Genomic DNA, 13,422 nt, shown 5'->3' with positions numbered 1-13,422 from the left:
GCGGCGGTCGGGGGGGGGGCGGCGGGGGCGGCGGGGGCGGCGAAACCTTCAGCGGCGGCTTCGGCGGCCCCGGCAGTTTCGGCGGCGGCGAGACCCGCGGCCGGCTGGGCGGGGGCGGCCGTTTCTGACGCGCAGACCCGGCCCGGCACACGCATCGCACCCCAGGGAGACCGCATGACCAAGCAGACCGTCCTCGGCCGGGTGTCCCAGCTCGCCCGCGTGAACGTGCACGCGCTCCTCGACCAGGCCGAGAACCCGCAGGAGATGATCGACCAGCTCCTCCGCGACTACACCGAGAACATCCACGAGGCCGAGGACGCGGTGGCCGCCGCCCTCGGCGGTCTGCGGCTGATGGAGCAGGACCACGCCGAGGACGTGGCCGCGGCGGTGGAGTGGGGCGGCAAGGCGCTGTCGGCCAGCCGGAAGGCGGACGAGTTGCGGATCATCGGCGGCATAGCGGAGGCCGACCGGTTCGACAACCTGGCCAGGATCGCGATCGGGCGGCAGCTCCAGTCGGAGAAGGAGGCGAAGGCGGCTGAGCCGGTCATCGCCGCGCAGACCGACACGGTCCACACGCTGAAGGCGGGCCTGGACCGGATGAAGGTCAAGCTCAGCCAACTCCGGGACCGGCGGGAGGAGTTGGTGACCCGCTCCCGGTCGGCGCAGCAGCCGCCCCACGCGCTGCCGGACGCGGTACGGGACGTCAACGTCCTCGACCCGACCGCCGAGTTGGGCCGGTTCGAGGAGAAGGTACGCCGCGAGGAGGCCAAGGCGCGGGGCCGGCACGAGCTGGCCGCCTCCTGCCTGGACGCCCAGTTCGAGTCGGTGGAATCGCTCTCCGACGTCACCGAGATCGACGCGCGCCTGGCCGAGCTCAAGGCCAAGGCCTGAGTGCGTCCGGCCGCCCCACTCAGAACATGCGTTCCTGATCTAAAACATGCTGAGTAAGTCGTCCACCGACGGCCCCGCCGATCTGGACTCCCCTCCCCGCAGGGCGAGTTCGAACCAGACCGCCTTGCCCCGGTGCGTACGCCTGCTGCCCCAGCTCTGGCTGAGCATCGCCACCAGTTGCAGGCCGCGCCCGCCCTCGTCGGTGTCCCGCGCGCGGCGGCGGCGCGGCGGCATCAGCGCGTTGTCCCACACCTCGCACACCAGCGTGCGGTCCAGCAGCAGCCGCAGCCTGATGTCGCCGTACCCGTGCCGCAGCGCGTTGGTGACCAGCTCGCTGACGAGCAGTTCGGTGGTGTCGACCAGACCGTCCAGGCCCCAGTGCAGAAGCCGGTCGCGGGCGAATTCGCGGGCCCGCGCGACCGAGGTGGGCTGGGGTTCCAGCGTCCGGTCGCCGACGCTGGACGCCGGCAGGCCGCGGATGCGTGCCATCAGCAGCGCGATGTCGTCCTCGCCGTGCGCGGTGTCGAGGGTGGCCAGCACGTGGTCGCAGATGTCCTCCAGCGGGCGGGCGGGCCCGGCGAGGGAAAGGCGGAAGGCGTCGAGGCCCTCGTCCAGCGGGTGGTTGCGGGACTCCACCAGACCGTCGGTGTAGAGAGCGAGAAGGGCGCCGTCGGTGAGTTCGACCTCGATCTCCTCGAAGGGCTCACCGCCGACGCCCAGTGGCACACCCCGGGGCAGCTCCAGCAGCCGTGGCGTCTCACCGGGCTCGACCACGACCGGCGGGAGGTGGCCGGCGTTGGCGATCGTGCAGCGGCGGGTGACCGCGTCGTAGACCACGTAGACACAGGTCGCGAGGTACACCTCGGCCAGGTCGGCGTCGCCGAGGTCCTTGGCACGGCGGGTGCGTCCGCCGCGCGCCGGGGCGCCGAGCCCCTGCACCACCTCGTCCAGCGCGCCCAGCACCTCGGCCGGTTCGAGGTCGAGCATGGCCAGGGTGCGTACGGCGGTGCGCAGTTCGCCCATCGCGACGGCGGCCCGCAGCCCACGGCCCATCACGTCGCCGACCACCAGCGCGGTGCGGTGGCCCGGCAGGTCGATCACGTCGAACCAGTCGCCGCCGACCTCGGTCTCCATGCTGCCCGGCAGGTAGCGGCAGGCGATGTCCAGGCCCGCCGCCTCCGGGTCGTCCGGGGGGAGCAGGCTGCGCTGGAGGATCAGCGCGCGTTCGTGCTCGCGGCGGTAGAGGCGGGCGTTGTCGATGAAGATGGCCGCGCGGGCGGCCAGTTCCTCGCCGAGCATCCGGTCCCGCTCGGTGAACGGTTCGCTGCCCTTGGCCCGGGAGAACTTCACCAGGCCCAGTACGGTGTCGCGGGCGACCATCGGCACCACCAGCGTGGACTGGACGAGGGTGCCGCCGAGGTCGTGACCGGCGTCGGCGTCGGCGTCGAGCACCTGCGGCTGGGCGGTGCGCAGCGCGCGGGCGCCGGCCGAGTTGAACCGGTAGCGGTGCACCGCGCCGACCGAGACCGGGCCGCCGGCCGGGGTCACCTCGTCGTCACCGGCCATCGCCACCGGCGCGTCGGAGACCGCGCTGGCGATCGCCACCCGGCGCACCTCACCGCTGCCGTCGGTGGTGCCGGGCAGGTGCTCCTCACCCGACAGCAGGACCTGGTAGAGGTCGACCGAGGCCAGGTCGCAGAAGCTCGGCACGGCCACGTCGAGGAGTTCGCGGGCGGTGGTCTCCAGGTCCAGCGAGGTGCCGATACGGGACCCCGCCTCGTTCAGCAGCGCCAGGTTGCGGCGGGCGTGCGCGGCCTCCCGCTCGGCGCGCTGGCGTCCGGTGACGTCCATGGCCAGGCCCGCGACGCCGATCGGGCGTCCGGTCGCGCTGTGCAGCCGGTACAGCGACATCGCCCAGCGGCGGCGGGCCGGATCGCCGGGCACGGTGCCCACCAGCGGCATGTCGAGAACCGCCTCGCCGGACTCCAGGACCTGCCGCAGCGCGGCCGACAGCCGGTCGGCCTCCACCCGGGACAGGAAGTCCTGCGGGCCGCGCCCGCGGTGCTCCTCGGCGGGCCGCCCGAAGACGTTGGCGAACCGGTCGTTGACCCGGATCAGCCGCAGCTTCGTGTCGAAGAGGACGAAGCCCATCGGCGACTGGCCGAAGACGGCCTGCGAGGCGGCGAGGTCCGTCTCGATCTGACGCAGCGTCGCCACGTCCAGCGCGATGCACAGTGCGCCGCCCTCGGCGGGCATGACGTAGACCTCGGCGAGAGCGCTGGCGCCCGCCGCGTCGCGGTACGGCACCAGGCCGGTCCACTCGCGGCCGTCCAGGATCTCGCTGAGCCGTTCGTGTGCGCGGTCCTGGACCTCCGGCGGTGCGAACGCGGCCACCGGGTCCTGCCCGATCGCCTCCTCGGCCGGCACCCCGAAGAGCTCCTCGGCGCGCCGGCTCCACTGCTCGATCCGGCCGTCCCGGTCCAGCGAGAAGGAGGCGACCCGTATGTAGTCGTAGAGGGAACCGGGCGGACTCGACTGCCAGACCGCGGCATGGGCCGTGTCCGTCTCGTCGCCGGGCGGCACCGCCCCTGCTGGCATGTCGCTCACTCGCCCGACCCCTCCAGCTCAGCACACACGGACCGGTTGAAGCCGAGTATTCAGCATGTCGACCGTCCAGCACACGGTCTTGTCGATCACAGCATCATCTCGGCTCCTGGGGTACTGGAACCGTCCCCGGAAGATCACACAGGCACCCCTTTCGCTCCCGTCCCTTCGGCATACCCGGCCAGGCCCCCTCGAACCATTCCGACCAGGAGGGTGCGCGGGGTGCGTTCCCGGGGGATTCCCGCGGTGGGACAACCCGGAAACCCGTGGCAGGGGGCCACGGATTCCCGTGGCAGGGGGCCCGGAAACCCGTGGCGGGGAAGGCCCGGAACCTCATGTCCTGAGCCGCACATGTCACGGCAGCGGCAGCTCGAACCAGACCGTCTTCCCCAGCGGCCCGTGCCGCGTCCCCCACCGCCGTGACGCCCGTGCCACCAGTTGCAGACCCCGGCCGCCCTCGTCCTCCTCGGTCGCGACGCGCTCCCGCGGCGGGTCCGGCAGCGGGTCCGAGACCTCCACCAGCAGCGAGGTGCCGCGCACCATCCGTACCCCGATCGGCCCGTGCGCGTACCGCAGCGAGTTGGTGACCAGTTCACTGACGAGCAGCACCGTGACGTCCGTCAGCGGCGCCAGCCCCCACCGCAGCAGCGTGTCGTGCACCTTGCCGCGCGCCAGCCGTACGGCACTGGGTTCGGCGGGGAACGTCCAGCTCGCGGTCGATCCGTCGGGCAGTCCGCCGAGCCGGGCCATCAGCAGCGCCACGTCGTCCGGCTCGCGCTCCGGTTCCATCGAGTCCAGCAGCTCGTCACAGGCCTGCTCCAGCGAACCCACCGGGCGGCACATCGTCTCCCGCAGCCGGTCGAGCCCGACGCCGATGTCCCGGGCCCGGGACTCCACCAGGCCGTCGGTGTAGAGGACGAGGATCGCGTCGTCGGGCACGTCCAGCTCGGTGGTCTCGAAGGCCACCCCGCCCACGCCCAGCGGCACGCCCGGCGGCAGGTCGATCAGCCGGGCCTCGCAGCGGTCCGGTTCGCCGTGCCGTTCCACCAGCACCGGCGGGAGGTGCCCGGCCTGGGCGATCGCGCAGCGGCGGGTGGAGGGGTCGTAGACCACGTACACCGCGGTGGCCATCCAGCCCTCTTCCTGGCTCTGGGCGAGGTCGTCGCCGAGTTCGTTGACGCGGCGCAGCAGCTCGTCGGGGGGCATGTCCAGCCCGGCCAGGGTCCGGACGGCGGTCCTGAGCCGGCCCATGGTGGCCGCGGCGCCCAGGCCGTGGCCCATCACGTCCCCGACCACGAACGCGATCCGGCCGCCGGCCAGCGGGATCACGTCGAACCAGTCGCCGCCGACCTCGGCGCCCGTGCTGCCCGGCACATAACGGAAGGCGATGTCCACGCCGGGCGGCTCGGGCACCGTCTGCGGCAGCAGGCTGCGCTGGAGCATCAGGGCGCCCTCGCGTTCGCGGACGTACAGCCGCGCGTTGTCCAGCGCCGTGCCGCCGCGGGCGGCCACCTCCATCGCCAGCGCCAGGTCGTCCCGGTCGAACGGTTCCCGGCCGCGCGCCCGGCTCACCACCAGCAGCCCGAGCACCACCCCGCGGGCCCGCAGCGGCACCACCAGCAGCGAGGTGATGCCGAGCTCCATCGCGGCCTGCACCTTGGGGTCGCCGGGGAAGGTCGTCTCCCGCAGCTCCCGCTCGGAGGAGACCACCCGGGGCTCCCCGGTGGCCAGCACCCTGGCGAACACCGAATCGCGGACGAACCCGACGGGCTGCCCGGCGCGCAGCATCCGCCGCACCGCCGGACTCCACCGCATCGCGCCCACCCCGAACTGCCACAGCGGGGTGGTCTCGCTGTACGGCAGCGTGGGCAGTTCGCCGCCCTCGGCGACCTCGCCGCGCAGGATCACCCCGGAGTAGTCGCTGAACGTCGGCACCAGCGCCTCCGCCAGGTCCTCCGCGACCCGGCGTACGTCCAGCACGTCGGCGACCCGCGCGCCCAGGTCGCTCAGCAGCGCCAGGCGCCGGCGGGTCCGTTCCACCTTCGCGGCGGCCTCGACCCGCTCGGTCACGTCGATCACGGTGGCGCTGACGCCCAGCACCCGGCCCGCCCGGTCCACCAGGCGGTGGTACGACAGCGAGCGGTGGCCGCGGCCGTGCTGTCCGCGCGCCTCCATGTCCACCACCGGGCGGCCGGTGGCCAGTACGTCCCGCTGCAACGCGGCGAGCCGTTCGGCCGTGTCGGGGTCGAGTACGTCGGAGACGGTGCGGCCGATGTGGTCGGCGGCGGGCATGCCGTGCATCCGGGCGAGGGCTTCGTTGACCCGTACGTAGCGCAGGTGGCTGTCGAAGATCGCCACGCCGAGCGGCGAGGAGTCGAAGAGGGAGTCCAGGGCTGCGAGGTCGTGCTCCAGCGTACGGAGGCGGCTGGTCTCCACCATCGACGCCAGGACGAAGGGGCGGCCGTCACCGTCCACCATCAGGCTGGCCCGGGTCTCCACCTGCACGGTGTGGCCGTCCCGGTGCCGCAGCGACATGATGCCGTCCCACCGGCCGCTTTTCATCAACTGCGCCAGGATCCGGTGGCCCTGTCCCGGCTCCGTGATCCCCTCCACCTGCGGCACGCCGTCGGGCGCGGTCTCGGGCGACCCGAACAGCCCGGCCACCCGCCGGCCCACGATGTGCTCCCCCGCCCATCCGAGCACGTCCTCAGCCAGGGGGCTCCACAGCAGGACCCGCCCCGAGGTGTCGAGCATGACGACGGCGACCCGCAGTGCGTCCAGCAGCCCTTGCGTCCGCGGTCGGCCCCCCTCCCATGCGGGCGCCTCCGGCGCGGGGTCAGCGGGGTCAGCGGCGTCAGTGGGATCCACCGGGACCACAAGGTCGTCCATGGGGTCCATGGGGTCACCGGAATCCACCGGGACCACCGGGACCCCGGGGTCCGCCCCACCGGAAGGCTCCCGGCCCCCGAAGGTGGCGCGGTCCGGCGACGCCACCGGTTCGTGCCCGCTTGCCCTCATACCGTGCACACCCCCGACCGGGTACTCACAAAGTACTTATCACCTCTTACCCGATATTGCCTCTTTCGGGGTGTGTGCGCTTGCCACTGTGACCGGACGCCGTCGGCACGGCCCTGTACTCCCCGCGGAACGCGCCGCGGACGCCCGGAGGGCCGGTCGTGGTCGCGCCGGTCATCGGGGCGTCGGCCGCGACCGGGATCACTCCGGTCGTTCCGCGGCGCCCAGCTGGTCCGTCAGCTCACTGAGCGTCGCCCGGCTGAGGATCTTGCCGATCGGCAGCAGCACCCCGTGCGAGCGTTGCACCTCCTGCCGGAGCTGAGCCGCCATCAGCGAGTCGAGTCCCTGGCTGGTCAGGTCCCGGTCCGGGTCGAGGTGTTCGGAATCGACGCGCAGGATGGCGGCGACCTCGGCCAGGAACAGCTCCGCCCGGTCCGCGGCGGGTGCTGCCGTACCGGCCTCCCGATCCGTACCGTCGGCCTCCCGTTCCGTACCGGCCTCCCCCTCCGTACCGGCGGCCTCTCGCCCGGTCCCCGCCTCGACTCGCGCCGTCCCGTTCCCGGACGCGGCCCCGACTCCCCGCGCCGCGCCGCCCCCCCGCGCCGACCCGGACGCGGGTGACGCCTGCGGGTGCGGCGCCAGGGGTTCCGGCCGCGGGACGGGGGACACCGGCGGCTCCGGCCGTGCGGCGCGCTCCGGCCGGACCCGCGCGGCCCCGAGCGGAGCCGCGGTGACACGGCGCGCGGGCGCGTCGTCGACGACGTCCCGCAGAAACGGGGAAGCGGCCGCGACCGGGTACGCGGCCCGCCACTGCGCCCAGTCCACCGGCATGACCACGGTGTCCCCGGCGTGCGTGGCCAGGAGGTGATCCAGCACCGCGAACCCCGCCGCGGAGGTGAAACCGGTCATGCCCCGCGGGATCAGGTTCCGTCCGAGTTCGGTGCCCGCCCTCGCGGCCATGCCCCGGTCGGTCCAGAAGCCCCAGTTCACCGCGAGCGCCCTGCGGCCCCGGCTGCGACGGCCGCGGGCGATCGCGTCGAGGCCCGCGTTGGCGGCGGCCGCCGCCGCGACCTGGGGCGAGGCCAGCAGGGCGGACCCGGAGGAGAACAGCACGAAGTGGTCGAGGTCGTCCTCGAAGAGACGGTTGAGGACGCGGCCGCCCTCCAGCTTCGGCCTCAGCACGGCTTCCAGATCCCGCAGGGTGGTGTCGCCGATCGGCTTGTACATGAAGACGCCGGCGGTGTGGAAGACGCCCCGGACCGGCGGACGGCCGGCGGCGCGGCGGTTCTCGACCAGCCGGCGCATCGACCGCTCGTCCGCCGCGTCCACCGGGGCGTACTGCACCTCGACGTCCTGGCCGCGCAGCTCCTCCAGCAGGGCCGCGATGTCATCTCCGGACGGCGAGGCCGGGCCGGGCACGGAGCGGCCGGTGAGCAGCAGGTGCCGGGCGCCGCGCGCGACGAGCCAGCGGGCCAGTCCGGAGCCGATGCCTCCGGCGCCGCCGGTCACGAGATAGGTGGCGTCCGGCCGCATCCGGGTCGGTGCGGGCGCCGGCGGGTCCGCCGGGGCGGTCCGCAGGTCGATGAGCACCTTGCCGACGTGCCGGGCCCCGATCATGTCGTCGAACGCCGAGTCGACGGCGTCCAGCGGGTAGACCTCGGCGGGCAGCGGCGCGAGTTCGCCGGCCGCGATCAGGCGCAGCACGCGGCCGAGCAGCGCCCCGGCCCGCTCGGGGTGCTCGCGGCAGAAGGCGGCGATGTCGAGGACCTGGAAGGAACCGTTGCGCAGCAGGCCGCCCAGCCCGGTCGGGCGGCCGTCCGCCAGATCCTGCTTGGCCAGTTCCACATAGCGCCCGTACGGGGCGAGCATGCTGAGGTTCTGGTCGACGGCCGTCCCGGTCAGCGAGTTGAGGATGACATCCATCCCCGCCCCCCGGGTCGCGGTCAGCAGCGGACCGGCGAAGTGGGCCCGGGAGTCGGCAACATGGGTGACGCCCATCGTCCGCAGGAGGGCCCGCCGCTTCTCGCTGCCGGCGGTGGCGTAGATCTCGGCGCCCCGCCGCCGGGCCACCTGGATCGCGGCGAGTCCCACGCCGCCGGTGGCCGAGTGGATGAGGACCCTTTCGCCTTCCCGGAGCGCGGCCAGCTCCATGAGGCCGTACCAGGCGGTCAGGTAGGAGATCGGCACGGTGGCGGCCTCGGCGAGACCGAGACCGTCGGGGACGCGGTGGGTCAGTCGGCGATCGGCGAGGACCCGCGTGGCCAATCCCGGATGGGCGACGGCGACCACGCGGTCGCCCACGTCCAGTCCCCGCACGTCGGCGCCGGTGGCCGTCACCACGCCGGCGGTCTCCCAGCCCAGCCGGCCGTCGTCGTCCCGGTCCGGGTAGGCCCCGGCGGCCTGGAGCACGTCGCGGAAGCCGACCCCGCCGTACGCCGCGGCGATCTGCACCTCGTCGCCAGCCGGGGGCCGCGCCTCGACCACCGCGCGCACCGGGCCCGCGCGGCGGTCGTCGGCCGGCACGATCTCGGTGACGTCGTCGGCGCCGGGCGCCGGTGATGTGCGGCGCAGCCGCAGGACGTACCGGGCGCCCGCCCGCAGCGCGATCTGGTCCTCGGCTGCGTCGGCCACCGCGATCTCCCGGGCCAGCGCTTCTGTCTGCGCCGTGCCGTGGGCCGTGCCGTGCGCCGTGCCGTGGGCCGCGTCGTGGGCCGCGTCCAGATCGATGAGGGTGTGCCGGACGGCGGACAGCTCGCTCGCCGCCGTGCGTCCGAAGCCCCACACGGCGTACTGTTCCGGGTCCGGCGCCCCGTCCGCGTCCGTGACCGTCCCGGCGCCGCGGGTGACGAGCACGAGCTGCGGGAGAGGGCCGTCCCACCGCGCGGTGGACAGCGCCTGGTCCAGCAGCAGCGCGCTACCGAGCCCCAGCGGCACCGCCCCCACCGGCCGCGACGCCCGCATGCTCCACAGGTGCACCACGGCGGCGACGCCCTCGGGGCGGTCGCGGCCGACCTCGTACAGCAGCCGGGCGTAGTCGTCGAGGCGGGACGGGTCGATGCGGTACGTCCCGTCGCCGGTGCGCTCGTACCTCTCCCCGGGCAGCACGGCTATCCGCGCGCCGTGCGCCGGTGCGAGCCGCGGCCCGAAGTCCTCGTCCTCGAACACCAGCCAGGCGCCGGCGGCCGGCTTCGGCACCGCCGCGGGTGCGGCGGCCGGCGTCCACCGCGGCTGGTAGAGCCAGTCGGTCAGTGGGCCGGGCTGTTCCCGGCGCAGCAGCCAGCGGATCCGCAGGCCGCGGAACTCGGCCAGCAGCGCGCCCCGCTCGTCGCTGATGGCGATGTCGCCGCTGAACGACTCGGCCGTCAGGTCGCGCTGCACCACGTGGCTGTACAGGGTCCCGGTCAGCGGCCCGTGCCGGCGGAACGCGTCGATGGAGCCCAGGATGAAGGCGTGCTGCTCTCCGGGGACCGCCGAGTCGGGCAGGGTGGCCGCGAGCACCTGTCCGCAGGCGTCGAGGACCGCCGGATGGACGTGGTGCCGCTCGTACTCGGCGAGGCCGGCCGGGATGACGACCTCGGCCAGCGCCTCGTCGTCGCCGCGCCACACCTGCCCGATGCCCTGGAAGACGCCGCGCCAGTCGTTGCCGCGGGCCGCGAACCGGCGGTAGAACTCGGCGCCGGTGAGGTGGTCGGGGACGCGCGCGGCGATCTGGTGGGGCGTGTCCTCGGGGACGTCGAGGATGCGTACGCCCGCGGGCGCCTCCTCGACCTGGCCGTGCGCGTGCCGGGTCCAGTCGGTGCCGTCGGCGGTGGCGACGTCGAAGGTCCACCGCCGCCCGGCCGGCCGCAGCGTCACCCGCAGCAGCGGCGGGGCCTCGGCGGTGAAGAAGAGCGCCTTGTCGTAGCGGACGTCCTTGACGACGACGTCGGCGCCGACGGTCTCGGCGGCGGCCGCCGCCAGCTCCAGATACGCGGTGCCGGGCAGGATGACCAGGCCCTGCACCTGGTGGTCCAGGAGGTAGGCGTTGCGCTCCAGGTCGATGGGGCCCTCCCACCGGTGCGCGCCGCCGTCGAGGACGGCGTGCGCGCCGAGCAGCGGGTGTCCGCCCGGGACGTCCGTCGCGCCCGCCGTACGCGTCGTAGCCGTCGCGGTCTGCGGGCCGGCGGCCGTCGCCCCCGTCCAGGTAGGCGAGCCGGCCTGCGGTGTGGTCTGCGGGCCGACCGTCCCGGCGGGCGTCGGCTCAAGCCAGAACTCGGCGCGCTGCCAGGGATAGGCGGGCAGCCCCACGTAGGCGGCCGGCCCGTCGAACAGCGCGCGGAATCGCACCGGGTATCCGGCCTGCTGAAGCTGCCCGACGGAGGTCAGCAGCGCGGTCAGGTCGTCGGCGTCGCGCAGCAGCGACGGCACCACCTGGTCGTCGGTGCGCTCCTCGGGCAGGCACTCCTTCACCGCCGCGCTGAGGACGGGGTGCGGGCTGATCTCGACGACGGCCGCCGCCCCGGGGCCGGCGGTCTCGGCGTCGACGGCCGCGTGGAAGCGGACCTCGTCGCGGAGGTTGCGCACCCAGTAGTCGGCGTCCAGTTCCTCGCCGGTCAGCAGCTCCCCGGTCACCGTCGAGCGCAGCGGCACGTGACCCTTACGGGGCCGGACCGGCTCCAGGGCGGCGCGCAGCGCGTCCAGCAAGGGATCGACCTGGCTGCTGTGCGAGGCGACGTCCACCTTGACGATCTTGGCGAAGACGTCCCGCTCGGCCAGCTCGGCCAGCACCTTCTCCACCGCCGATGTGCGGCCCGAGATGATGGTGCGCCGCGGGCCGTTGCTCACCGCGACGTCGACGTCCGGCACGTCGGCGAGTTCCCGCCGCAGCTCGTCGGCGGGCAGGTCGACCGCGGCCATGGACCCGGCGCCGGCGATCTCCCTGAGCAGGGCGCTGCGGCGGCAGATCACCGCCGCGCCGTCGGCCAGGGTGAGCGCGCCCGCGGTGCAGGCGGCCGCGACCTCGCCCATACTGTGACCGATCACGACGTCGGGCGCGACGCCCCACGACCGCCAGAGCGCGGCCAGTCCGACCTCGACCGCCCAGAGCAGCGGTTGCACCACGTCGATCGGCCAGCCCGCCTCGTCGTCGCCGGTCAGGCGTTCGATCACCGACCAGCCGCGCTCGGCGCGGACGTGCCGGTCGCACTCCTCGATCGTCTCCCGGAAGACCGTGGAGGTACGCAGGAGCCGGCGCCCCATCCCGGACCACTGGGAGCCCTGGCCGGGGAACACGAAGACGGTCTTCCACCGCGCGCCGGGCTTGGCGGCGACGATCGGCCGGCCCTTGCGCAGCTGCCGGACGACCTGGTCGTGCTCCAGGGCGAGCACGGTCATGCGGTGACGGTGATGGGTGCTTCGGGTCAGCGCGCTGAAACTGACGTCGCGCAGGTCGTGCCGGCGCCCCTCCCCGTCGGGCCCGAGGAAGTCGGCGTAGGCGTCGGCGAGTTCACGCAGCGCGGCGGGCGTCTGCGCCGACAGGGCGAGCAGGTACGGCTGCGGCTCGGCGGCCGGCGGCGGCACGGCCGCAGGGCGGTGCTCGCCGAGGACGACGTGGGCGTTGGTGCCGGAGATGCCGAACGAGCTGACGGCGGCGTACCGGGGGGCGCCGTCCCGGCCCCAGTCGCGGGCGGTCTGCGGGATCTCCAGCGCCATGCGGTCCCAGTCCACCGCGCCGGTCAGCCGGCCGCTGTGCAGACTGGGCGGGACGACGCCGTGCGCGACGCACAGCGCCGCCTTGATGAGCGCCGCGATGCCGGCGGCCGCCTCGGTGTGGCCGATGTTCGTCTTCACGGAGCCGACCAGCAGGGGGTCCGCCGTTGGCCGGCCCGCGCCGGTGCCGTACACCGCGTCCAAGCCGCGCAGTTCGATCGGGTCGCCGGTGGGCGTGCCGGTGCCGTGCGCCTCCACGAAGCCGACGGCGCGCGGGTCGACGCCGCCGCGCGAGCAGGCGTGCCGCATCGTGTCGATCTGAGCGGTCTCCGACGGGGTCATCAGGTATCCGCTGCTGCGGCCCTCGTTCTCGACCGCCGAGCCGTGGATGACCGCGTAGACGCGGTCGCCGTCCGCCTCGGCCTGCGCCAGCGGTTTGAGGACGACGACGCCGACGCCGTCGCTGCGGACGAAGCCGTCGGCGTCGTCCGCGCCGAACTTGCACAGGCCGTCCGCGGACAGCATGTCCGCCTGGGAGAACGTGATGCTCTCCTCCGGCGTGAGCACCAGGTTGACGCCCGCGGCCAGGGCGAGGGTCGCCTCCCCGCTGCGCAGCGCGGCGCACGCCTGGTGCACGGCCACCAGCGAGGACGAGCAGGCGGTGTCGACGGAGGTGCTCGGGCCGCGCAGATCGAAGAAGAACGACAGGCGGCCGGACAGGACGCTGCGCGACGTGCCGGTGTTGGCGTAGATGTCCAGCGCCCCGGCGGCGCGCAGCATGTCCCAGTACTCGGCGGTCCGCTGCCCGACGACGACCGCGGTCGGGCTCCCGGCGAGCTGCTCCAGCGTCAGGCCGGCGTCCTGCACGGCCGCGGCGGCGGTCTGGAGGAGCAGCCGCTGCTGCGGGTCCATGTGGCTCGCCTCGCGGCCGGAGACGCCGAAGTAGCGGGCGTCGAAGCCCCGGATGTCGGGCAGGAAGCCGCCGCGGCGACTGACGATCCGTCCGGGCGTCCGCGGGCGGGGGTCGTAGAACGCGTCGATGGGGAACCGGTCGGCCGGGACGTCCGCGGTGGCGTCGACCCCGTCGAGCTGCATCCTCCAGAACGCGGAGACGCCGTCCGCGCCGGGGAACTCGCACGCCATGCCCACGATGGCGATCGGCTGCCGGGCGGCCGGGTCCTGCTGCTGCGCCGTCACGCGGCTCCTCCTGTCGACATCGTCGGC

At 74.3% G+C, this 13,422-nt stretch carries 4 protein-coding genes; 1 reads left to right on the top strand and 3 read right to left on the bottom strand.

What is annotated here, in order from left to right; translation table 11 throughout:
- Window positions 1–174 precede the first annotated feature (174 nt).
- Window positions 175–891 carry a PspA/IM30 family protein gene (locus tag VIW71_RS08220; RefSeq protein ID WP_331621366.1) on the top strand — a complete coding sequence of 239 codons (717 nt, stop codon included), beginning with the start codon at window positions 175–177 and terminating at the stop codon, window positions 889–891.
- A gap of 39 nt (window positions 892–930) precedes the next feature.
- On the opposite strand, the gene VIW71_RS08215 is transcribed toward VIW71_RS08220, so the two are convergent.
- The 3 genes from VIW71_RS08215 to VIW71_RS08205 all read right to left on the bottom strand — a co-directional run bounded on the left by VIW71_RS08215 (window position 931) and on the right by VIW71_RS08205 (window position 13,395).
- Window positions 931–3,489 carry a SpoIIE family protein phosphatase gene (locus VIW71_RS08215; protein WP_331621370.1) on the bottom strand — a complete coding sequence of 853 codons (2,559 nt, stop codon included), beginning with the start codon at window positions 3,487–3,489 and terminating at the stop codon, window positions 931–933.
- Between the two features lie 360 nt (window positions 3,490–3,849).
- Window positions 3,850–6,384, bottom strand: coding sequence for a SpoIIE family protein phosphatase (locus tag VIW71_RS08210; protein ID WP_331621364.1), 2,535 nt, complete (start codon window positions 6,382–6,384; stop codon window positions 3,850–3,852).
- A 327-nt stretch (window positions 6,385–6,711) separates the two neighbouring features.
- Complete coding sequence (locus tag VIW71_RS08205; RefSeq protein WP_331621363.1) at window positions 6,712–13,395, bottom strand: type I polyketide synthase; 6,684 nt, start codon at window positions 13,393–13,395, stop codon at window positions 6,712–6,714.
- Window positions 13,396–13,422 lie beyond the last annotated feature (27 nt).

Origin of the sequence: Streptomyces sp., from assembly GCF_036524955.1 — a bacterium.
Classification (GTDB): Bacteria; Actinomycetota; Actinomycetes; order Streptomycetales; family Streptomycetaceae; genus Actinacidiphila.
Note: the sequence above shows the minus strand (reverse complement) of the source record. Positions and strands in the feature narration are given on the sequence as shown.